Origin of the sequence: Rhizobium sp. BK316 (genome assembly GCF_014193695.1) — a bacterium.
Classification (GTDB): Bacteria; Pseudomonadota; Alphaproteobacteria; order Rhizobiales; family Rhizobiaceae; genus Rhizobium.
On the sequence record NZ_JACHZR010000001.1, the window covers coordinates 1,611,189 to 1,633,223 of the forward strand.

The 22,035-nt window shown below is 59.9% G+C and carries 21 protein-coding genes and 1 pseudogene; 15 read left to right on the plus strand and 7 right to left on the minus strand.

Annotated features, from left to right (window positions below):
• The first annotated feature begins 14 nt into the window (after nucleotides 1-14).
• The 7 genes from FHT87_RS07265 to FHT87_RS07295 all read left to right on the plus strand — a co-directional run bounded on the left by FHT87_RS07265 (nucleotide 15) and on the right by FHT87_RS07295 (nucleotide 5,945).
• The gene (locus FHT87_RS07265; protein ID WP_146936022.1) at nucleotides 15-326 is read left to right on the plus strand and encodes a subunit of meta cleavage enzyme; all 312 of its coding nucleotides are present in this window, start codon (nucleotides 15-17) and stop codon (nucleotides 324-326) included.
• Entirely contained in the window at nucleotides 314-1,165 is an 852-nt protein-coding gene (locus tag FHT87_RS07270; protein ID WP_183800592.1) for a 2,3-dihydroxyphenylpropionate 1,2-dioxygenase, read from the plus strand. The genes FHT87_RS07265 and FHT87_RS07270 overlap by 13 nt, the downstream gene beginning before the upstream one ends.
• On the plus strand, nucleotides 1,158-2,282 hold the full coding sequence (locus FHT87_RS07275) for an FAD-dependent monooxygenase (protein ID WP_183800595.1): 1,125 nt from the start codon (nucleotides 1,158-1,160) through the stop codon (nucleotides 2,280-2,282). The genes FHT87_RS07270 and FHT87_RS07275 overlap by 8 nt, the downstream gene beginning before the upstream one ends.
• 3 nt (nucleotides 2,283-2,285) lie before the next feature.
• Nucleotides 2,286-3,062, plus strand: a complete 777-nt coding sequence (locus FHT87_RS07280; protein ID WP_183800598.1) for an alpha/beta fold hydrolase — start codon at nucleotides 2,286-2,288, stop codon at nucleotides 3,060-3,062.
• Between the two features lie 79 nt (nucleotides 3,063-3,141).
• Complete coding sequence (locus FHT87_RS07285) at nucleotides 3,142-4,386, plus strand: MFS transporter (protein WP_183800601.1); 1,245 nt, start codon at nucleotides 3,142-3,144, stop codon at nucleotides 4,384-4,386.
• 172 nt (nucleotides 4,387-4,558) lie between these two features.
• Nucleotides 4,559-5,275 carry a CoA transferase subunit A gene (locus FHT87_RS07290; protein WP_183800604.1) on the plus strand — a complete coding sequence of 239 codons (717 nt, stop codon included), beginning with the start codon at nucleotides 4,559-4,561 and terminating at the stop codon, nucleotides 5,273-5,275.
• 1 nt (nucleotide 5,276) lies between these two features.
• Nucleotides 5,277-5,945, plus strand: a complete 669-nt coding sequence (locus tag FHT87_RS07295) for a 3-oxoacid CoA-transferase subunit B (protein ID WP_183800607.1) — start codon at nucleotides 5,277-5,279, stop codon at nucleotides 5,943-5,945.
• 192 nt (nucleotides 5,946-6,137) lie between these two features.
• On the opposite strand, the gene FHT87_RS07300 is transcribed toward FHT87_RS07295, so the two are convergent.
• The gene (locus tag FHT87_RS07300; protein ID WP_183800610.1) at nucleotides 6,138-6,905 is read right to left on the minus strand and encodes a FadR/GntR family transcriptional regulator; all 768 of its coding nucleotides are present in this window, start codon (nucleotides 6,903-6,905) and stop codon (nucleotides 6,138-6,140) included.
• 317 nt (nucleotides 6,906-7,222) lie between these two features.
• Between FHT87_RS07300 and FHT87_RS07305 the strand changes: the two genes are divergently transcribed.
• The 5 genes from FHT87_RS07305 to FHT87_RS07325 all read left to right on the plus strand — a co-directional run bounded on the left by FHT87_RS07305 (nucleotide 7,223) and on the right by FHT87_RS07325 (nucleotide 12,366).
• On the plus strand, nucleotides 7,223-8,326 hold the full coding sequence (locus FHT87_RS07305; protein ID WP_183800613.1) for a substrate-binding domain-containing protein: 1,104 nt from the start codon (nucleotides 7,223-7,225) through the stop codon (nucleotides 8,324-8,326).
• A 227-nt stretch (nucleotides 8,327-8,553) separates the two neighbouring features.
• Nucleotides 8,554-9,498, plus strand: coding sequence for an ABC transporter permease (locus tag FHT87_RS07310; RefSeq protein WP_246699573.1), 945 nt, complete (start codon nucleotides 8,554-8,556; stop codon nucleotides 9,496-9,498).
• Nucleotides 9,499-9,507: 9 nt separating this feature from the next.
• Nucleotides 9,508-11,010, plus strand: a complete 1,503-nt coding sequence (locus FHT87_RS07315) for a sugar ABC transporter ATP-binding protein (protein ID WP_183800616.1) — start codon at nucleotides 9,508-9,510, stop codon at nucleotides 11,008-11,010.
• Nucleotides 11,011-11,042: 32 nt separating this feature from the next.
• The gene (gene attM / locus FHT87_RS07320; RefSeq protein WP_183800619.1) at nucleotides 11,043-11,831 is read left to right on the plus strand and encodes an N-acyl homoserine lactonase AttM; all 789 of its coding nucleotides are present in this window, start codon (nucleotides 11,043-11,045) and stop codon (nucleotides 11,829-11,831) included.
• 133 nt (nucleotides 11,832-11,964) lie between these two features.
• On the plus strand, nucleotides 11,965-12,366 hold the full coding sequence (locus FHT87_RS07325; protein ID WP_183800622.1) for an SgcJ/EcaC family oxidoreductase: 402 nt from the start codon (nucleotides 11,965-11,967) through the stop codon (nucleotides 12,364-12,366).
• A gap of 327 nt (nucleotides 12,367-12,693) precedes the next feature.
• Here FHT87_RS07325 and FHT87_RS31025 read toward each other — a convergent pair whose 3' ends face one another.
• The 6 genes and pseudogenes from FHT87_RS31025 to FHT87_RS07355 all read right to left on the minus strand — a co-directional run bounded on the left by FHT87_RS31025 (nucleotide 12,694) and on the right by FHT87_RS07355 (nucleotide 18,700).
• The gene (locus tag FHT87_RS31025; RefSeq protein ID WP_183801085.1) at nucleotides 12,694-12,936 is read right to left on the minus strand and encodes an XdhC family protein; all 243 of its coding nucleotides are present in this window, start codon (nucleotides 12,934-12,936) and stop codon (nucleotides 12,694-12,696) included.
• 31 nt (nucleotides 12,937-12,967) lie between these two features.
• Entirely contained in the window at nucleotides 12,968-14,395 is a 1,428-nt protein-coding gene (locus FHT87_RS07335; protein WP_183800625.1) for an aldehyde dehydrogenase family protein, read from the minus strand.
• Nucleotides 14,392-15,912: an NAD(P)/FAD-dependent oxidoreductase gene (locus FHT87_RS07340; RefSeq protein ID WP_183800627.1), complete on the minus strand. Its 1,521-nt coding sequence runs from the start codon at nucleotides 15,910-15,912 to the stop codon at nucleotides 14,392-14,394. The genes FHT87_RS07335 and FHT87_RS07340 overlap by 4 nt, the downstream gene beginning before the upstream one ends.
• Nucleotides 15,909-16,212, minus strand: a pseudogene (locus FHT87_RS07345) ((2Fe-2S)-binding protein). Before FHT87_RS07345 ends, FHT87_RS07340 begins: the two are co-directional and overlap by 4 nt.
• Nucleotides 16,193-17,320 (minus strand): FAD-dependent oxidoreductase, encoded by a 1,128-nt coding sequence (locus tag FHT87_RS07350; protein ID WP_183800630.1) that lies wholly within the window; start codon nucleotides 17,318-17,320, stop codon nucleotides 16,193-16,195. The pseudogene FHT87_RS07345 and the gene FHT87_RS07350 overlap by 20 nt, the downstream one beginning before the upstream one ends.
• A 57-nt stretch (nucleotides 17,321-17,377) precedes the next feature.
• Entirely contained in the window at nucleotides 17,378-18,700 is a 1,323-nt protein-coding gene (locus FHT87_RS07355; protein ID WP_183726771.1) for an FAD-binding oxidoreductase, read from the minus strand.
• Between the two features lie 522 nt (nucleotides 18,701-19,222).
• On the opposite strand from FHT87_RS07355, the gene FHT87_RS07360 reads away from it, so the two are divergent.
• From FHT87_RS07360 to otnC, 3 genes are all read left to right on the plus strand, one after another.
• Nucleotides 19,223-19,927: an aspartate/glutamate racemase family protein gene (locus FHT87_RS07360; protein WP_183726772.1), complete on the plus strand. Its 705-nt coding sequence runs from the start codon at nucleotides 19,223-19,225 to the stop codon at nucleotides 19,925-19,927.
• A 179-nt stretch (nucleotides 19,928-20,106) separates the two neighbouring features.
• The gene (otnK, locus tag FHT87_RS07365; protein ID WP_183727306.1) at nucleotides 20,107-21,369 is read left to right on the plus strand and encodes a 3-oxo-tetronate kinase; all 1,263 of its coding nucleotides are present in this window, start codon (nucleotides 20,107-20,109) and stop codon (nucleotides 21,367-21,369) included.
• On the plus strand, nucleotides 21,366-22,007 hold the full coding sequence (gene otnC, locus FHT87_RS07370) for a 3-oxo-tetronate 4-phosphate decarboxylase (protein ID WP_183726774.1): 642 nt from the start codon (nucleotides 21,366-21,368) through the stop codon (nucleotides 22,005-22,007). The genes otnK and otnC overlap by 4 nt, the downstream gene beginning before the upstream one ends.
• Nucleotides 22,008-22,035: the final 28 nt, after the last annotated feature.

The following is a 22,035-nucleotide window of genomic DNA, read 5'->3' on the forward strand; positions in this document are numbered from 1 at the left end:
AAAAGGAGTACGCCATGAGCAATTGGCGGCTGATGATGCCCACTACGGAGGCCTATCTTCTCGATAAGGTTCTCTACGAACTCCACCACAAGCCCGATGATCTCGCAGCCTACAATCAGGACAAGGCAGCCTATCTGGCACGCTTCAAGCTCAGCCCTGAGATGGCTGAGAAGATCAGCGGCAATGACGTTGCCGGTCTCTATGAGGCCGGAGTGAACCCCTATCTACTGCGCGCCCACTGCATCGGCGTGCGTATTCCCGAAGATGTATCGCTTGCCGCATTGCGCAGCCTGATGAAAGAAGGAGATGACAAATGGCTGAACTGACCGGAATCTACACGGCAAGCCACACGCCCGTGATGCTGAACTTTCCCGACCGGATTCCGGGGGATCTGCGCACCGAAATTTTCGGCGCCTATGAGGCCATGGGCCGTGATTTCGAAGCGGGCAAACCGGATGCGCTGGTGGTTCTCTCCAACGACCACCTGCACAATTTCTTTCTCGATAACTTCCCCGCATTGTGCATCGGTGTTGGAGAAAGCTATGAAAGCCCCATCGAACATTGGCTGAAGGCCAAGCGCCGGGTCTTTGCCGGCAATCAGGTCTTCGGTGCATATCTTCTCCAGGAAGCGTTGAAGGCAGATTTCGATCCGAGCTTTTCAATGGAAATGGTGCTGGATCACGGGTCCTTGACTCCGCTGGAACTGGCAGGGCTCGATCCCGATCTGCCGATCGTCCCGGTTCTCTTCAATTGCGTGCAGCCGCCCATGCCCACCATGCGACGCTGCTATCAGTTCGGCAAGTTTCTGGGGGATGCCATCCGCCGTTATGATGGCGTGGAACGGGTCGCCATTCTGGCCACGGGCGGCATAAGCCATGACATCGCCACGCCCCGTATGGGCATGGTCAACAGGGAATTCGATGAAAACCTGCTGAACCTTTTGGAGGCAGGCGATACCGATGCCGTCATCCAATATGCCACGGAGCAGGTTCATACTGCCGGCAACGGAGCCGAAGAAATCCGCATGTGGATAGCCGCCATGGGGGCCGCTCACGGACTACCCTTCCGCCGCGCCTATTATCGTGCGGTCAATGATTGGTATACAGGCATTGGTATCGGCCATTTCGGCAAGAGCGAACTGGCAGCGGCAGCCAGCCATGGATGATCCACGCCGGGTGCTCATCATCGGCGGCGGCATTGCCGGAATGTCTGCCGCCATCTCGCTTCGCGAAGCAGGGCTCACCGTGGATCTTTGCGATCAGGACCCGCACTGGCGGGTCTATGGAGCGGGCATCACTATAACCGGGCCGACCCTGCGAGCCATGGGCCGTCTCGGCATTCTGGATGCCGTTCTGGAGCGCGGTTACACCGCCGACGGTATCGATATCCGCTCAGCGGAAGGCCAGACGCTCTTCCAGATCGATACTCGAAGCGCGGCCCTGGGTGCGATACCCAGCGCGGGTGGCATTTTGCGGCCCGTTCTGCACAACATCCTGTCGGAGCGTTTGCTGGCTCTTGAGCCGAAAATCATGCTGGGCGTGACGGTTGAGGACATCAATCGGGATGGTCCACTCGCCGACGTGCGGTTCAGCAATGGCAACTCTGCCCGATATGATTTAGTGGTCGGGGCCGATGGCATTTATTCCCGCACCCGCCAGCAGATGTTTCCGCGAGCGCCAAAACCACGCTATTCGGGCCAGATGTGCTGGCGGCTGATGATGGAACGGCACCCGGACATCTCGCGCCGCACATTTTTTCTGGGCGGCCCTGCCAAGGTGGGCCTGAACCCGATCGCCCCGGATCAGATGTACATGTTCTATCTGGAGGCTCAGGCCGCGCCGGTCTGGCGCGATGAGGCCAACCAGCATGAGGTTCTGCGTGAACTGCTGCAAGGTTATGGAGGCGTTCTCAAAGAAATCGGGGAAGGGCTGAACGCTCAGTCCAACATTATCTGTCGCCCGCTTGAAACGGTTCTGGCGGGTGAGACCTGGGTCCGATCCAACACGGTGCTGATCGGCGATGCGGCCCATGCCACCACACCGCAGCTTGCGTCGGGCGCGGGCATGGGCATTGAGGACGGGCTGGTATTGGGTGAGGAAATGGCCCGTCACGCGCATGTGCCGAGGGCACTCGAGAGCTTCATGCGCCGCCGTTACGACCGCTGCAAGCTGGTCGTCGATTCCTCCCTTGAGATCAGCCGGCTCGAGCGCGAACAGGCCGCGCCAAAAGCCCAGACCGCAGTTGTTGAAAAGGCGCTGGCAGCCTTGAGCGAGGAGTTCTAGGCGATGTTCCTGAACATAGGCGATCATAATCTGCACGTGGCTCTGTACGGCTCCGACCGCAATCCTACGCTCGTTTTGCTTCACTCTCTGGGAACCTCCCATGCCGTCTGGCAACGTCAGGTGAGAGCGCTGAGGGATCAACATTTCATTATTGCTCCCGATTTCCGAGGGCATGGCCTGAGCGACTTGTCGTGCACCCCCGTGACCATTGAAGCCCTGGCTGACGATGTGGTTTCCGCGTTGACGATGCTGGGGGTGAATGCTTTCCATCTGGCGGGCATCTCCATCGGTGGTCTTGTCGCGCAATGCGTGGCGGCGACACTCACGGATCAGGTGCGCTCCCTGACGCTGCTGGATTCCAATATCGTCAGCCTTGCCCCGCAAATGTGGAAGGATCGCGCCACCAAGGTTCGTGGCGAAGGTCTGGCTGCGATTGAGGAGGCCGTTCTTTCCCGCTGGACGACGGAAGAGGGGCGCACGACACCGGAAGGCCGCGGCCTGGCCGTCATGCTGCGGCGCACACCTTCGGAAGGTTATGCGGCGGGCTGTGATGCCCTGGCAGTCGCGGATTGTCGGCATCATGCGGCAAGGTTGACAATGCCTGTGACGGTTGCGGTCGGGGAGCAGGACGAAGCCACGCCGCCTGCTGCTGCGCGCGCGCTGGCCGAAGCCATCACGGGCGCACGTTTCGAAATTATTCCGGGGGCCGCGCATATCCCGCTTTTTGAGAAAGCGGACGCGGTTAACACCATCCTGCAGCGATCTGCCGGAGGAACCTGATTTGCAGGGTTCTCGCGCAAGGGTCTCGGACAGGCACCTGCGTATTGCTTTCATCCATGATCATCAGGGAGGAGATCATATGAGCGAAAATATCCCGTCAGTGGCCGGTCAACCGCCGGCCACTGTTTCAGACAGCGCCAGCCACTCGGCAATCGGAGCAACGCTTGCGTCAACTATCGGGCTGGTCTTTGGACCAAGTACATTCTTGCTTTTCGTATTCGGGGTTTTCGTAGAACCGTTATCGAAAACTTTCGGATGGTCGAAACCCTCGATCCTGTTTGCGGCAACGATCGTTTCTCTGATGATTATGGTCGTATCCCCGATCCAGGGATATTTGATCGATCGATATGGGGCGCGGCCTATCGTGCTGTCCTCATGTCTGGCCTTTGCCGTTGGCCTGGGAGGTATGTACTTCCTGAGCAACAATATCAGCGGCTTCTACCTGATGTACGGCCTATTGCCTTTGCTGGCAGTCGGGCTTTGGCCAGTTTCCTATTTAAGGGTTGTCAGCACGTGGTTCGAGCGGCGTCTTGGGTTGGCAATCGGTATCGCAAATGGCGGTATTGGATTGGGAGCAGCCCTGCTGCCTCCGATCATAACCTACATTATCCTCAACGGTTCCGTTCAGTGGGCCTATGTCAGTCTGGGCATCATCGTGCTTTTGATTGTATTGCCGCTGAATTTCATGCTGCTGTTTGAGGCGCCGCAGGCGCGTCCGTCGCGAAGCGCAAACCCGGTTGCTGGCCAGCAGCACCGGAGCTTTGGAGATCTGGTGAAAAGCCGGAGCTTTATTCTTCTTACGGTCTCCTTTTTTCTGCTGGGCTTCGTGAACACGGGTCTGGTGACGAACCAGATCTCGTTGTTGATAGATGGCGGTGCCACGCCGCAACAGGCTGCTCTTGTACAATCCGTCTTCGGTCTGGCGGTATTGATAGGCCGGTTTTTGACAGGCGTTCTGTTGGACTATGTTTTGGCCAGAAGGTTGATGAGTATCGTCTGCGTCGGTGGCGCTGTAGCTTGTGGCTTCTATGCCTTTGGTCCGACCGGCGGAGTGGTCTATCTGGCGGCCCTTCTCATTGGGATGGTGTACGGTGCGGAGTTCGATGTACTGAGCTACATCATCAAGCGCAGTTTTGGACTTGCGTCCTTCGGGCGGGTCTACGGTACAATTTTCGCCGTTTTCCAACTCGGGGCCGCTCTTGGAGCAACATTGCTGCCGTTGAGCCGCGCGCATTTTGAGAGCTACGGCCCGGGTCTTGCCGTTTATGGCGGCGCACTCATCATAAGCGGTCTCCTCTTTTTGGTGCCTGTACGACAAAATTGATGGGCCAGTATCGCTTGGGGCGGAGGTCGTGATCCGGCTGCTCGAAGATATCGATAACAGGCCCGCCGCTGCGCACGCGGGCTTGTCGAGCACTGTTCGCTATCAGATGGCAAATACCGTTCGGGTCCAGCGCTACCGTCGCAGGGCTATCCGGGTAGTATTGGAGGAATAATTGCGTAAGATCATTACAAATGCGGCTGAATCACTGGCTGAAGTTCTAACCGACGGCATGACGATCATGTCCGGCGGATTTGGACTTTGCGGCATTCCTGCGACACTCATTGAGGCCGTCCGCCTTTCAGGTGTTCGTGATCTCACGGTTATCTCAAATAACGCTGGCGTCGATGGTGCAGGTCTCGGAACCTTGCTTAAAACCCGACAGATCCGGAAGATGATTTCGTCCTATGTTGGCGAGAACAAGCTCTTTGCCGAGCAGTTCTTGTCCGGCGAGCTGGAGCTGGAATTCAATCCACAAGGAACTCTTGCCGAGCGCATCCGTGCCGGTGGTGCCGGAATAGCGGCCTTCTATACCAAGACTGGCGCGGGCACATTGATCGCGGAGGGCAAGGAAGTCCGCCAGTTCAACGGTGAGGACTATGTGATGGAGACCGGACTTGTTGCGGATATCGCGCTCGTCCACGCTTGGAAGGGTGATACAGAAGGCAACTTAATCTATCGCAAGACCGCCCGTAACTTTAACCCGATGATGGCGACTGCCGCCAAGGTTACTTTCGCCGAGGTTGAACATCTCGTATCAACGGGTGAGATCGACCCCGATGCGATCCATACGCCAGGCATATTTGTTCAGAAAATTCTTCATGTTCCCAATCCGGAAAAGAAGATCGAACAGAGAACGGTGCGCCCGAAGACCAAGGCGGAGGTGGCTTGATATGGCTTGGACACGTGAACAGATGGCTGCTCGCGCAGCGCGTGAACTTCAGGATGGTTTCTACGTCAATCTTGGCATAGGCATTCCAACGCTCGTCGCGAACTTTATCCCTGAGGGCATAGAGGTGACACTGCAGAGCGAAAACGGCATGCTGGGCATGGGACCCTTCCCATTTGAGGGAGAGGAAGACGCGGACCTGATCAATGCGGGCAAGCAGACGATCACGGAGTTGAAGAAAAGTAGCTACTTCTCCTCAGCTGACAGCTTTGCGATGATCCGCGGGGGGCATATCGACCTGTCAATCCTGGGCGCCATGCAGGTGTCAGAAAGCGGTGACCTCGCCAACTGGATGATCCCCGGCAAGATGGTCAAAGGCATGGGTGGCGCCATGGACCTCGTGGCCGGCGTCAAACGCGTGGTTGTTGTGATGGAGCATGAGGCCAAGGGCGAGCCGAAGCTTGTCAAGGAATGCAGCCTTCCGCTGACTGGTCGTCGCGTTGCCGATCTGGTCATTACCGATCTCGGGGTCATTGAAGTGGCGCGGTTCGATGATCCCCGTATGACACTGATCGAACTGGCTGACGGTGTCACAGTCGAGGAGATTGTTGCCAAGACGCAAGCTGCCTTGGCAATAGATCTGAAGTCGCATAGCTCCTTTCTCAGGGAGTAATGCATTTCTTCCGAGGCCATGCGGGAAAAGCTGGTTGATTGGCTGGCGCCCACATAAGCGTCTTTGGCCTGCTGCCGGTTTCCTGGAAACCGAGTTAATGTGTTCCGCATGAAACCGGAGAGCATGAATGCAACGACGACAGCTCTGTCGGGAATCAAGATGAGGCCGTAAAGCTCGTCAAGGAACGCGGTGTCAGCGTGGCACAAGCGGCCCGCGATCTGAAGAGCTTTCTCCTGATGTTTGTTCCTCATTCGATCCTTTGAGGAGCAAGGTCAAACGGTTGGCCGCACCGCGCAGATGATCCTCCGCCGCAAGCCGAGCCTCCTGCGGGTTGGCCTTGGCGATGGCATTATAGATCGCGATGTGCTCGGCCTGTACCTGTTTGAGGAGGGCGTTGCGTAACGTGCTGGCACGCGCCTTGCGGATGAAGTTGCGGACATGGGATTCGAGAAAGTCCGACATTTCCCGGAAATGCGGATTGCCGCAGGCGTCGACGATCTCCCGGTGAAACGCCAGGTCCTCCTCAATGCCGGCCTCACCGTTGTCGAATGCCGTCTGGATGGCGTTGAGCCGCCGCTCGATCTCGCCAAGCTGCTCTTCGGAACGCCGCTCTGCCGCCAGCGCCGTCGCGGCGGCCTCAACCGCCATCAGCAGCTCGATGACGTTCTGGACATCCAGGGCATCGGTCAGATCGACGCCTGCCAGCCGGAAGGCAACCTCCTTCGTCTCGATGACGAAGGCGCCAAGCCCCTGACGGGTTGCGACCAGACCGTCTCGCTTCAGTAAGCCGATCGCCTCACGTATGATCGGTCGGCTCACGCCATATTTCTCAGCAAGATCGCGCTCTGTCGGAAGCTTGTCGCCCTTTGCATAGGCCCCCGACGTGATATCGGCACGGATGCGGCCGGCGACCGAATCCGCAAGCGATGGGCCGCGAGTCACCCTGTCATCTAGCACCATGCGCGCCCTCCGAGCGTTTCCGTTTACCTGACTTTATCATCCGCAGACTGTTTTATCAGGCTTTGCCGTCTCCAAATGCCCCATTGCATCTTTTTCCAAAACAATAGCATAATTAACTTGTCAGGCAACCAAGTAATATGGTTCATTGGTTACAAGGGGAGGGTGGCTGACGGTCACCACGACGGATTTCCGGTTCATAGAAGCGGCAAGGCGTTGGCCGTGGGTCGAACGCTGCCGGCGACGTGTGCCCTGCCGTCGTCCGGTGACGACAAGCGCCGGGCCTACCGGGTCGAAATCCGAAGCACAGGGAGGAAAACATGAGCTTCTTTGACGATACAGAACGGCTACGAAAACTGGCCCAGGAGGCCACCGAATATGCGCAATTCAGTCGCCGCACGCTCTTGATGGGCGCCGCCGGCGTTATCGGCGGCGCGGCGCTTGCGGGATCTGCGACGGTCGCGAGCGCGGAAGAGATCACGCCGCCCGCGCCGGGCAAGAAGGTGCGCATCGGCGTGCCGCTGACCTATGGGCCTTTCAACCAGCCGTGGCGTCGCGGCTGCTGGCAAATCGTCAAGGCGGTCCTTGATGCCGGCGGCGAAGTCGTCACCGTTCGCGGCGAGCCGACGAAGGCGAGTGAACAGGCCGCCGCCCGCGCGCTGCTTGATCGCGGCATCGACGCTCTCGTGATGGGCATCTACTCTCAGGAGTCCGAGACGGCCTATATCGCAGACGAAGCGCACAAGCGTGGCATCAAGACTGTCGGCTTCACCATCCCCGTGAAGGATTCTCCAGCCGTCATGGACGATGTGTGGGGCACCGCCACCACGCTCGGCTATTTCGTGCAGAACTATTGCAAGCGTCAGGGCACTTTCGCGCAGACCGCCGAGCAGCGCGGCTACTTCACGCCGTTCGACATGGAAGTCGACATGTTCGAGCTGATGTGCCGCTACGAACCGCGCATGAAGGTACTTCCCTTCATTGACGGTGGGCAGGGAACGACGGACGAAATCTCCGTGGGTCGCAAGAACATGCTGTCGCTCTTGCAGGCCAATCCCGAGCCCGGATCGCTGGCTGCCTTCATCTCGTGGTGGTGGCCCTTCACGCTCGGTGCGGGGCAGGCGCTGAAGCAGATGAACCGCGACGACGTCCCGCTGTTCAATCATTATCTGTCGACCCAGTTTCTCGAAGCATGGGCCGCCAAACAGGTTCCCGTGGTCTTCAGCTGCGACTCGCCGTTCCCCGAGATCGGTCGGAAGACCGGCGAACTGGCGGTCAAACTGGCCCGCGGCGAGGACGTGCCGAACCTCGTTTACCGTATCCCCGTGATCACCAAGACGCCGGATCAGGCGGCGGAAGCCCTGGCTGAGCTCAAGAGTATGGACGAGCAAGCGATCGCCTTGCTCAAGCAGTTCGGCGGCTAAGGGCCAGCCTGGCATGCGGCGGGCATCGTCTTCCCGCCCGCCGCATGCATCTCCCAACGAACAACGCACAGGCAAGCTGTTGCGGTGCAGACCGGCGCTTGCCCTCTATCAAGAACGACTGGAACAGAACAGTGACGCAAGCTGAGCAGGAAAGCCTCGCGAAGGCGAAGACGATGCAAGACGCCGTGGCGAAGACACAGACCGCCGGACGAAAGGAGTCCTCCGCCATGCGCTTTCTGCGGCGCTGGGGGACGATCATTGTGCTCGTGATGGCTGCGGTCGGCTTTTCCATCGCCTCGCCCTATTTCGCGACCGTGTCGAACCTCAACAACATCCTGTTCTCAATGATCGTCAGCGCGCTTGTGTCGCTCGGCCTCACATGGGTGGTTATTTCCGGCAGCTTCGATCTGTCGATCGGCCTGACCGTGACCACGTCATCGATCCTTGTCGCCTTCCTCATTCCGATCCTTGGGCCGTGGGCCGCGATTGCCGTCGCGCTCGTTGCCGCCTGCCTGATCGGCGCGGTCAATGGCATTCTCGTCACCTATGGGCGACTCTCCGGCATCGTGGTGACGTTGGGAGTGATGTTCGTTCTTTCGGGCATCAACATCTTCATCACCGGCGGTTATCAGGTACCCGTCGGCTATGACGAAACGGCCTTCCTCTATCTGGGCCAGGGCAAGCTCGGCATCATCGGCGTTCCGGTCCTCATCCTGCTTGCAGTCTTCCTCGTTGCCCTGATCGCTGCCACCCGCACGCGCATCGGTCATTACATCGCGGCCGTCGGCGACAATCCGATGGCAGCCTTCTATTCCGGCATCAATGTCTATCGCTGGGTCATCCTCGCCTTCATACTGTCTGCACTCATGTCGGGCATTGCCGGGGTGATCGTGACGTCGATCTCCTCCTCAGCGCAGCCCGTCGGTGGTGAAGGCTATCTGCTGGAGGCATTCGCTGCCGTGTTCCTCGGCGCGACCGTGCTTGGCAAAGGCAAGCCGCATCTGCTCGGCACGCTGGTCGGCGTTTTCTTCCTTTACATGGTGGATTCCGGCATGAACATGGTCGGCTTCCCGTTTGCCGCCCGTCACATCTTCCAGGGGCTGGTCCTCATCATCGCGGTCGGCGCCAACGCGCTTCTCAACCGCGAAGAAGTCCATCTCAAGTTCATCTGAGGCGGGGTCATGAGCGGAACAGCACTCGTCGAACTGAAGAACCTCGAGAAGGAATTTGCCGGCACCAAGGCGCTGAAAGGCGTGAGCCTCAGCTTCCTTGCCGGCGAGGTCCATGGCCTGCTCGGCGAAAACGGCGCCGGCAAGTCGACCTTGATCAAGATCCTCACCGGCGTCTATTCCCCCAGCGCCGGGGAAATCCTCCTCGAAGGCGCGCCCGTGCGGGTTCCCAGCCCGCCCGAGGCACATCGCCTCGGTCTCGGGGCCGTCTACCAGGACGCCGAACTCGTTTCGAGTTTCACCGTTGGACAGAATATCCTGCTTGGCAACGAACCGGGGCGGTTCGGGGTCAGCGACCGGGCGATCCACGACGATGCGACGGCGATCCTGGCAGAAATGGGCATCGATCTCGATGCGCGCCGTCTGGCTGGCACGTTGTCGGCAGCCGAGATGCAACTGGTCACGCTCGCGACGCTCTTCCATCGCCGCTACAAGCTGATCGTGCTGGACGAACCGACGGCTCGCCTTTCGGCCGCGGAATCGGAGTTGCTCTTCCGGATCATCGAGCGCTTCAAGAAGCAAGGTATCGCCATCGTCTACATTTCCCATCGGCTGAAGGAGGTGCAGGAGATCTGCGATCGTGCGACCATCCTGCGCGGCGGGCTGGTCTCGGGCACACTGAACCGGGGCGAAGTCACCGAGGACCGTGTCACCGAACTGATGGTCGACCGCAATCGTGCAGAGCTGTCGACCTACAATGACGGCAGCCGGGTTCGCCCGGAGGTTCTTCTGGACGTGAAGGAACTGGCGACGGCCAACCTGTCTCCGCTCTCCTTCACGGTCCGTGCGGGCGAGGTTCTGGGCATCACGGGGCCGGTCGGTGGCGGCATGGAGGACGTTGCGCGCGCACTGGGCGGTGTCGTCCGCCATACGGGCAGGGCCAGCCTGCGCGGCAAGGCAATCGATGTCGGGACACCGATTGCCGCGCGCCGTTCGGGCGTGGCCCTTATTCCCGAGGACCGCCGCAAACAGGCGCTCTTTCCGGCGCTGTCGGTTGCCGAGAACATCTGCCTTCCCGTGTTGAACAGGCTGGAGCGATTTCTCACGATCCGCCCCGGCGCGACGAAGGCATATGCGGATGGCGTGATGGGCCAACTTGCGGTGCGCCCGCGCAATTCCGCCATTCAGGTTCGCTTCTTTTCGGGCGGCAATCAACAAAAGGTGGTCATCGGCAAATGGATGAGCGCCGGGGCATCGCTCTACATCATCGTCGAGCCGACGAACGGTGTGGATGTCGGGGCGATCAAGGAGATCTACGACATCATCCTGCAACTTGCGCAAGAAGGCGCGGCGGTGTTGCTTGTGTCGTCGTCATTGCGCGAGACGCTGGCACTGGCCGATCGCGTGATGGTCATCCACGACGGCAACCGCGTCGCGGAAGCCCCGAAGACCGACTGGACCTACGATGAGCTACTAGCCGTGACACTCAGCGGCAAATCGAAAACCGCGGCATAGGCCGCAGCATATTCACGACAGGAGGAGACCCCATGAGTACCGATATCAGGCTCTACATGTTCCAGACCGGGCAGATCCGGCAGAAGGAAGTCGACATCAAGCTCGGCTACAGCCAGGATCCGTTTTTCACGCCAATACCCTGGTATCTGATCGTCCATCCCAAGGGCAACATCGTCATCGATGGCGGCACGGCCGTCGAGGCAGCCCACGATCCGGTGGGCTGGTGGGGCGATACGACCAAGAAATACTACCCGATCATGGATCCGGCGGAAGGCTGCGTGAACCAGCTCGCCAAGATCGGCATGAAGCCGGACGACATCAAGTTCGTGCTTCACTCGCACCTGCATCTCGATCACTCCGGCGCCTGCGGCAATTTCCCCAAGGCTCGCCATCTGGTGCAGCGTCGCGAGATCGATTGGGCCTTCTCGGCCGACTGGTTCATGCAGGGCGGCTACATCAAAAAGGACCTGACCAAGGACGGCATCACCTGGGATGTTATGGAAGACGAAGACCAGTACGATGTCTTCGGCGATGGAAGCGTACAGACGTTCCTGTCGCCGGGGCATACGCCGGGTCACCAGTCAATCATGGTCCGCCTGCCGAACACCGGCCCCATCCTGCTGGCGATCGACGCCGCCTATACGATGGATCACTGGAACGAGAAGTGCCTGCCCGGAGCGCTCACATCGGCACGCGAGGCCGCCGCATCCGTGCGCAGGCTGCGGCGTATCGTGGAGAAGGAAAACGCGATCGTCGTGCCCGGTCACGACATGGAAACCTGGCAGACCTTCAAGAAGGCGCCCGTAGAATACTACGATTGACCAGCACTGGAACGATGCCGTCGGCGGGTAACCGCTGACGGCAGGCGTTGACACGCCCACCTTTCATACTCGACCCAAAACATAACCCGCGACGGCCGCCGCAAAGCGTCCGTCTGAGAGCACCTGTTTTCAAATGCATGATAAAATTCTGACTGAGATAGAGCAGCGGTGGAACGATGCGGCAGAGATCTGGGATAGCAAGGCGCTCGCCCGGATATACACCAGCGACGCCGTTTTTTTTGGCTTGCTGCCAAGGCTCTATGTTGGGCGCTCGGAGGTGGAGGAGTATTTCGGCAGCTATGAGGCCGTTCTCCAGGGCGTTACGCTTTCTCTCATCGATCAGAATATCCGTTCAATGAGCGAAGGCCTGTTTATCGCGCAAGGCTTTGGCGACATCGTAAATCGTCATCTGGACGGTAAGATCGTCCATAACAGGGTCCGCTCTTCGTTTGTTGTGGTGGAGACGGAAGGCGAATGGCTCATCGCGCTACATCATTTTTCGACCGTGATGTCGTCCAGAAGCGGGACATCCTGACTCGGCAAGCGTATGGCTTGAACAATCAAGTGTTTGCAAGGATTTGCCCTCTATCAATATCGCGAATCCAGCATGATCTTGCTATTTCTTGCGGCGTATTGCTGGAGGCCAAAGCCTGGACTTCAGCTGGTCGACGGTTCACATCCCTTCATGGCGAACACGCTGATCAGGCATCTTGCTTGATGTCAATTGTGGTTCGGCTCGCCGGCGCCTTTGCGTCGTCATGTCGGACATTCGACCAACACCTGCACCGACGCATCGTAGCTGGCCGATGACCCGTATGGCCTCGTCCATGTCGGACGGAGGCCTTGGTTTCCTCCAACCGTGTCATCGCGACACGTCCAAACGTGTGGCCGCGACCTCGGCGAGTACAGACAGAACCATTGAAGTGGAGTCTCGTGTCGGGTCGAAGAGACCGATCGGTGCCTTGATTCGTGCCAGTTCATCTTCGCGGAAGCCTGCCTTCCGCAGTACTTCCTGCCGCCGTTGATGCGCCCTGCTAGGTCCTGTCCAACCGGGTAGTGTAGCTCGGCGGTAGCCGCCGTGGCTACGCGAGCATCTCTTGCTTATGCGCGCGAGGGCGCCACTACCAGGCGTGAGGTTACTCGTTCAAGTATCCGGCTATGCCCTTGATCTCGGTAAACTCGTGCAGTCCGAACTTCCCGTACTCGCGACCATTGCCGGATTGCTTGTAGCCGCCGAAAGGTGCCGCTGCGTCCCAGGCGGAGCCGTTGAGGCGAACGGTTCCGGCGCGCAGCCTGCCTGCAAGCGCGCGCGCCTCCTTCGGATCGCCCTGAATGTAGGCTGCCAGGCCGTAGGGCGTGTCGTTGGCGATCGCAATCGCTTCCTCTTCATTGTCATAGCCGATGATCGATAGCACTGGGCCGAAGATCTCCTCCCGCGCAATCGTCATCTGGTTGGTGACGCGGGCAAACACGGTCGGGCGCACGTAGTAACCTGCGTTGAGATGCGACGGGCGGCCAGGGCCACCCGCGACCAGCGCCGCTCCTTCCGCGATGCCGCGTTCGATCAACGCCTGGATCTTGTTGAACTGCGCGGCGCTTGCGACTGGTCCGAGGTTGGTGCGCGGATCCGAAGGGGGACCGACCACGAGCGCAGCCGCTTCCCTCGCGGCGATTGCGCTTGCTTCGTCCATTCGCTCCGCCGGCACCAGCATTCGCGTCGGCGCGGTACAGGTCTGGCCGGAATTGCCGAAGCACCGTCGTACGCCGGCGGCGACCGCGGCTGAAAAGTCGGCGCTGCGCAGGATGATGTTCGGCGACTTGCCGCCGAGCTCCTGATGCACCCGCTTGACGGTCGGTGCCGCGGCCTGCGCCACGGCAATGCCGGTGTGGGTCGACCCGGTGAAGGACACCATGTCCACGTCCGGGTGGCTGGTCAGCACCGCACCAACCGTAGGCCCGTCGCCCTGAACGAGGTTGAAGACCCCCTTCGGCACGCCGGCCTCATCCATGATCTCGGCGAGAATCACGGCGTTGAACGGAGCAATCTCCGAAGGCTTGAGAACCATGGTGCATCCGGTGGCGAGCGCCGGAGCGACCTTGCAAGTGATCTGGTTGATCGGCCAGTTCCACGGCGTGATCATCGCGACGACACCGACCGGCTCGTGCAGGATGCGTGTGGTCCCCTGCATGTAGTCGAAGGCAAAGGTCTCGCAGGCCTTCATCGTCTGCTCGAAATGGACAGCGCCGATGCCGGCCTGCTCAGCTCGGGCCATGGCGAGCGGCGCGCCCATTTCCCGTGAGATGATATCGCCGAGCTCGTCGTTGCGGCGCTTCAGGATCGCAACAATTCGCTTCAGCAGTTCGATGCGCTCTTCATTGGACGTCTGCGAGAAGGAGGCAAAGGCCCGCCGCGCGGCCGCGACCGCCTTTTCCGCGTCGGCGGTGCTGCCGAGTGCGATCGTACCCATCGGCTGCTCTGTCGAGGGATCGATGACCTCAAGCGTTTTCGACACGGAGGGCTCGATCCACTCACCGTCGATATAGAACTTGTCGGCATGTTTCATTGGTGGCTCCCATGGTTGGCATCTGGCGCACCATCGGAGGCGCGTTCCAAGAATCCGGCTACGGCCACGATGGCTGCATCCGTGTGCGGCAAGGCCGCAAATTCGCCCAGCGGCACGGGTTTGATGGGCGGGCGTAGCCGATAGTAACCGACCTCGCCGGCCGGAACGCCACGGCATTGAGCCAGCAGTTCAACCGCGGTCAGACCGCACAGCCGGCCCTGACATGGTCCCATTCCGCATCGTGTGAACGCCTTCATCTGGTTGAGGCCCGGCACGTCGAGCGCCGCAACTTCACGCAGTTTGCCGGCCGTTATTTCTTCGCAGCGGCAGACGATGGTGCCGTCGTCCTCGGGCACGCGAAACGTTTTGCCGGGCCGGAACCGATGCTCGATGAAAGTCCTGCCCCTGAGCGCAAGAGCGAGCTTTCGCGCGAATTGGTTCTGGCGCTGTTCGTAGGCACCATGGCCAATGCGATTTAGGTTCAGCGCCGCAGACAGGCCCGCGAGTTCTCCTTGGTGAACTGAGGCAACCGCGCCGACAATTCCCGCCGCATCACCGGCGATCGAAATCCCCGGAACCGAACTCGTACCGCGACCGTCGACGACCGGGCGGAAGGCTGCCAGGCGATCGTCCCAGGCGTAATCGCACCCGGCTGCGAGCGTGAGATTGAGATTCGGCGCGATCCCCTGGTGTAGAAGGAGCAGGTCGCCTTGAATGTGCCGGGACTTGTTGCCGCGATGGACCCGCAAGGCGCTGAATTGTCCGGAACCGGCCGCCTCGAGCGCAGTCACCCCGCGGATGACACGGGTTCGACGGTGAACCTCCAAAAGAAGTTTCAGGCCCTTGAGGGCATAGGGTGACGTGGCAAAGCCAAGCAGATGAGGCAGGGCAGAGCGCCAGTTCTCGACCGGCGTGGTATCGACGACGGCTGTCACGGACACGCCTGCCCGCAGGAGTTGGCTTGCCAGCAGGTACAAAAGCGGCCCGGTCCCGGCGAGGATAGTTCGTCCCAAGGGCACCAGGCCCGACGACTTCATCAAGATCTGCGCCGCTCCTGCCGCCATGACGCCGGGCATGGTCCACCCCGGGAACGGGAATGGACGCTCGAGCGCGCCGGTCGCGAGAATTACTCGGTGGGCGGCGATCGGTCGAGCAATCCCGCCGAGCGAAATCCCGACCTCGAGCGGATGCGCGCCGTCGAAAACTTCTTCGTCAGCAGGCCCGACGCTCCACACAGTCGCACGGGGGGCGTAGCTCAAGTTCCCTTGCCGAAACCGCTCGATGAGCGTCCGTCCGGCAGTGTAGTCTGGCCCCATGCGGGCGAGGTCGGCATCTGATGCATGCTCGACCGACCGATAAATCTGCCCGCCAGGGGATTCATTTTCATCGGCAAGCAAAACCGCGAGACCGTGGATCGAGGCTTCGATGGCTGCCGAGAGGCCGGCAGGACCCGCGCCAACGACGACGACGTCATAGGCAGGCGCGAGATCGGTGGCAGACTGAATGCTTCTAATCATTCTTCCTGCCTCGGCATGGCCGCGCCGTCCTGTGTCTCGATCCGCATCCCTTCCGCAACGTTGGTCATGCAACCCTGCCGGTTCGGCCGGCCATCGATTTTGACGAGGCACTCGAAGCAGACACCCATCATGCAGTAAGGACCACGGGCGGCGCCGGACACCGGGCTGCGACGCGTGCTGTCATATCCCGCGGCCAACAGTGCGGCGGCAACGCTATCGCCTTGTCTGGCCATCGTCGGAATGCCGTTGAATGTGAATGATATTGAACTCTCCCCTTCGGTCAGGCAGCCGCCGGAACATGGAACCTCCGGGAATGAAATGCGGAAAGATCGTCAGAAAGCGCGCCGGCTGAAATCTGCCGCGGCAGGACCAGCGCATGATTGGCCGCCAGAGTCACGCCGGAATGGCAGGCACATGCGAACGCACCAGGAAACCTCTCTGAGTGCTCGTAAATGGGGTAGCCGTCCGGCGTCACCACTCGGAATGCGGCCCAGACCCGCACTGCACTGGCGTCCTTTAGAAGTGGGAATGTGCGCACAGCGCGTTCAGCCATGACCGCAGTAATCGGCCCGCGCGGCCGCTGGTGATCGATCGTGGCTTCCTTGCTTTCGCCGATCAGCACAGAGCCCTCGTCTGTCTGCCGCAGATAGCCGGTGGCATGGCTGAGGAAAGGCTTCAGCCGCTCGGTCACAATGATCTGGCCGCGGCTGGGCGAGAGCGGAACGTTCAGCCCGACCATCGGAGCGAGCGCGGTGTTGCCGATCCCGGCAGCAAGGACGATCTTGCCGGCACCGAGTCGCCACCCGTCTCCGGCCAATTCGAACGTACCTGCGCGATGACTGACTGCAATCGTCTTCCGATGCGGCAGATAATGAACGCCACGCTGCTTAAGCGCCTTATGAAAGCCCGCGAACAGCCGCAGCGGATTAACGTGTCCATCGAGCGGGCTGAAAATTGCGCCTGCCACTGTGTCGCCGACCAGAGGCAAATGGCGGCGCGTCTCCGTTTGGTCGAGTATCTCATATTCGAGGGGTGGCGTTCCTTCCGCGTCCATTCCTGGTTGGGCGGCGAGCTTCGCCATCGATGCGATACCGCGTTCCAGCTCCGTTGCGGTGAGCCGAATTGAGAAGCCGCCCGACCGGACAAAGCCAGTGTCGATGCCGGTTTCGGCCTTAAGTTCGGCTGCCAGCCGGTGCCAGTTCGCCGTCGAGGTTCGCGACCATCGCGAATACGCGGCATTGCCGAGGCCCTTGCTTGAGCTCCATACAAGACCGAAATTCGCCCGGGCGGCTCTGTTTGCCACATCGCCTTCGTCGACGATTGCAACCCTTTCCCCGCATTTCGATAGACCCCAGGCTATCGATACGCCTACCAGCCCTCCGCCGATGACGATTACGTCGTAATCCATTCCGCTAGCTTCCCTCGGCGCGTATTCCGACGGCCTTCTCCGGATCCGACCTCGCAATCAGATTGCTCCGACTTTGACTTTCGAACCATCAAGGAGGCGCGACAGGCGGAAGGGGGTGGGGTCGACACAGGGTGTATCATTGGCAACCAGGTCGGCCGCCAAGCGGCCGATACCCGGGCCAAGGCCGAAGCCATGGCCGGAGCAGCCCGCGGCCAAATAGAGACCTCTCACACCGTCAGCCGGCGAGATGACCGGCACCGCGTCCGGCGTGAAATCCACGTAGGCTCCCCAGCTGTCGGCGACTTCGACCCCCGCCAGCGCAGGAAACTGCTCCGTGACCCGTTTCAAAATAGCCGCGATGGTGCGGCGGCTCGGCGGTGGGTCGAGAGCGCGGATCCGCTCGAAGGCCGTCGGTTTGCTCTTGTTCAAGCTTCCGAATGCCTCAGGACCCTGAAGGAAGGATTTGCCGATGCCGAACTGCACTGCTTTCAGGCGCTTCATGAACATCGGCATGAACCAGCGGGCGTATCGAATACCTTGTGGGGTGATATCGAGCATCGCCCTGCCGCTGATGGCAAGCGTGTAGCTGCCATCCAGCCGGCGGGTCAGCGCGCACTCCGGCGTATAGATCGCCTCGCCCAGATTCGCCGTGGGCCGCGTACGAAGCGCCGTTTGGCGCACGCTTGCCTGCGGAAAAAGAATTCCGTACTGACGACAAAACATCGACGTCCAGGCACCGCCGGCGCAGAGGACGGCTTGTGTCCGAATGAGCCCCTTTTCGGTAATCACTCCCGCCACCGCGCCGTTGACCAGATCAAGGCCTCGGGCAGCGCACTCCTGGTGGATCGTCGCGCCAAATTTGCGAGCGCCGTTCGCGATCGTCGGCGCGGCGATGGCAGGCTCGCCCTTGCCGTCATCGATCGAATGCACTCCGCCCAGCCATCGGCGGCCGTTCGCCGGAACCGTGGCAGCCGCTTCCTTGGCGCTCAGCATCGTCGTATTGACGTTGAACTGCCGGGCCGTAGCACGCCATGCTTCCCATTCCGCCAGTTGCTGGGGATTGTCCGTAGCGTAAAGCAGACCGCATCGACGGAAGCCGACGTCCTCTCCGATTTTGGATTCAAACTCACCCCATAGCCGCAGCGCGACGCCCGAGAGCGGCAGCTCGCGCTCATCCCGGTTCTGTTGGCGGCACCAACCCCAGTTGCGGCTCGACTGCTCGCAGCCGACATGGCCCTTTTCGACCAGAGCGACGGACAGTCCCCGCTCCGCGAGAAAGAAAGCTGCCGTTGCACCAATGATGCCGCCCCCGATCACGACGACATCCGCCTTGGCGGGGAGCTGCTGATCGTTCTGTATGCGTTTGATAATTGGAGACATTGGATTGACCTGAATTTATCTTGGCGGCTGATCTATACGGCACTGTTCCTACCCCTCCGGAAGAAACATCTGCGGCAATGACGGTTATCGCATCGGCTTGGAACGACGGTGCGAGCCGGGCGGGATACGCCTAGGCCTTGCCGTCCGACGCGCGATACGTGTCGATGACATCTTCGGCCGGAAGCAGCCTGTCGCAGATGAAATGCCCTGTGGGCAGGGGCAGACTGCCTGGATCAAAGATTGGTGTCATGGCGCGTCCTGGAAGTGAGCTCATGGGAAGCTACCGGAGGAAGGCGAGCAGCATGCGTCGAATGATCATGCAGGGACGACGGAAAATTCCGTGTTCGGCGGCACGACAGACAAATGTTCGGTCGTTGAGCATGTAAGTTACGGAGCATCGTCTGACGACAGTGGTTTCGAATCGACTTCCGGTCGTAACACGACAGATGCCGCGATCGGTTCATATCACCCGCTGCTACAGAAAATTGAAGAGCGTGCACAATCAAAAACAGAGATGAAGCCATGACTACAGACGTTCATGAGTTCCCTGCGCTTGCCATGATCCATACGGTCCCCGGAATCATCCCCGCGTTCAACGAACTCGTTGGCCACCATCTGCCCAGTTGGCGCACATTCAACATGTTAGATGAGAGCCTGCTAGGGAACACGATTCGCGAAGGCGTGCTGTCACGTCAAACGATGCGGCGGCTTGCGACTCACATTTGGTCGGCGGTGGATGCGGGGGCTTCGGCGGTCCTCGTCACCTGTTCCTCGCTCGGTCCTGCAGTGGATGCGGCAGTGCCGCTCTGCCCCGTACCCCTCTTCCGTATAGATGACGGGATGGCAATTGAGGCGATCCAGCGCGGGAGCCGAATTGGCGTCCTTGCAACTCTTGCAACGACAATGAACCCCACAACCCGCCTAATTGAACGCCATGCTCATAGGATGGGTCGGAACGTTTTCCTCACCAGTCGTCTTTGTGAAGGAGCCTTTGATAAATTGCGAAACGGGGACAGGGCGGCGCATGATGCGATGATACGTGAGGGTCTCGCTTCGCTCGTGGGCGGTGTCGACGTGGTTGTTCTTGCTCAAGCATCAATGGCAAATGCTCTAAATGAGATGAGCGAGGCATCGGTGCCAGTACTTACTAGCCCTGAACTTGGTGTGCTGCACATGTCCTCCGCACTAAACGCGCGCTTCCGCGTCCAGGAAAGTGTGCAAAGTTAGAGCAGAGGTTTGCCGGTTTTCAGCAGTTCCGAACAGGCCGTCGTGAACCTGCGCGATCTGATCGCAAGGAGGTGACCAAAGAAGGCTTCGTGCATCAGGCGGCGCGGCATCGGCTGAAGGAGACAGTTTGCTGCAAGCCGTCCCATCGGATGGTGTGCGCGGGGAGAAGGGAAAGGGAAATGCTTTTAGGAGTGATCGCCGACGATTTTACCGGCGCAAGCGATATTGCAAACACAATTGCAAAGGGCGTGGCGCCTAACGGCGGACTGCGTACCGCGCAGTTTCTCGGCGTACCGAAAACCGCTGCAGCTGCCGACGTCGAGGCGGGTGTGGTTGCCCTGAAAAGCCGAACTATTCCAGTCGAGGAGGCGGTAGCGCAATCCCTTGGCGCCTTGAACTGGCTTCTGGCCCAAGGCTGCCGGCAGATCGTCTTCAAGTACTGCTCGACATTCGATTCCACCCGTGACGGCAACATTGGACCCGTGGGCGAAGCGCTTGCGGACGCTCTCGATGTGAAAAGCGTCGTCGCATGCCCGGCTTTCCCCGGTGCTGGCCGCACTGTCTACATGGCGCACCTGTTCGTCCATGACCGGCTCCTGAGTGAATCCGGGATGCAGAACCATCCGCTTACGCCCATGACGGACCCCGACATTCGCCGATGGCTGCGATACCAGACCCGATCGTCCGTTGGGCACGTCGCGCTTGATACGGTTCGCAAGGGTGCCGAGGAAGTCGCCGCTACGCTTGCCGCGAAGGATGACACGTTGGTGATCGTCGATGCGATATCCGATCAGGATCTCATCACTATCGGGTCGGCGATTGCCGACCACAAGCTGGTAACAGGCGGGTCCGGCATAGCGATTGGTCTAGCCGAGAACTTCATTCGGTGCGGCCTCGCTACAGGAAACTCTGGCAGGTTGATCGGAAGAGATGGGCCGGAAGCGATCCTGGCGGGAAGCTGCTCAGGTGCGACCCGTGGACAGATCGATGTCCATAAGCGAAACCACCCGACTCTAGCCATCGACGTCGACAAGGTGATGAGCGGCGAAACCACCTCCGACCACGTCATAGAATTCATAACGGGCAATCATGGCGAGGCCCCGCTTGCCTACTCCTCCGGTACACCTGAAGAAGTCAAGGCCATTCAGGCGAAGTATGGTCGCGAGGAAGTCGCAGCCAAGCTCGACGCCTTTTTCGCCGACACAGCCCTCAAACTGGTTCGATCGGGCGTGACACGGTTGGTTGTTGCTGGCGGCGAAACGTCTGGCGCAGTCGTCTCGGCTCTGGATCTTGGGTCGCTGACGATTGGGCAGGAAATTGATCCGGGCGTGCCAGTCCTCCTTTCCGACGGCGAAAAGCCGATCGCTCTTGCCCTGAAGTCGGGCAACTTCGGCTCTGCCGATTTCTTCGTCAAAGCGCTGAAAAGGTTGAAAGCAAGTTGAGTAGCTCGGAAAACAGACTCCGCGAGGATATCGTACGCTTGTCGCAGTCGCTCTATGAACGTGGATTCTCGGTTGGTTCCGCAGGAAACATCAGCGCGGCCGTTGATGACGTTATCCTCATGACACCCACGAATTCCTGTCTCGGCTTTCTAGATCCCGTCAAGATCAGCAAAGTCACTCGTGATGGTCGGCACCTGTCAGGGGACCAACCATCCAAAGAAATTTTTCTGCACAAGGCATTTTATGAAACGCGGCCCCAGGCCGGAGCGGTGGTTCATCTTCATTCAACCTATGCAACCGCGCTCTCCTGTGTCACCGACATCGACCCTGACGATTGCATCCCGCCGCTCACCCCATACGTTGTGATGCGCGTGGGCCAGGTCAAACTCCTCGAATACGTGCGGCCGGGAGACGAGAAGGCGGGAGATTTGATCCGGGCGCTCGGGGGGCATTATGCTGCGGTGCTTCTCGCCAATCACGGCCCGGTCGTCACCGGAAAAGATATCTCGTCGGCCGTCTATGCGGCGGAAGAACTGGAAGAGACGGCGAAACTGCTCCTCATGCTGCGTGGCCTGCCAAAGCGGATGCTGTCGGATGAAAATGTGGTTGAGCTCAAGTCCGTTTTCAGCGCGTATTAGCCCTCCGCTGTAGCTGTAAAAACCAGAA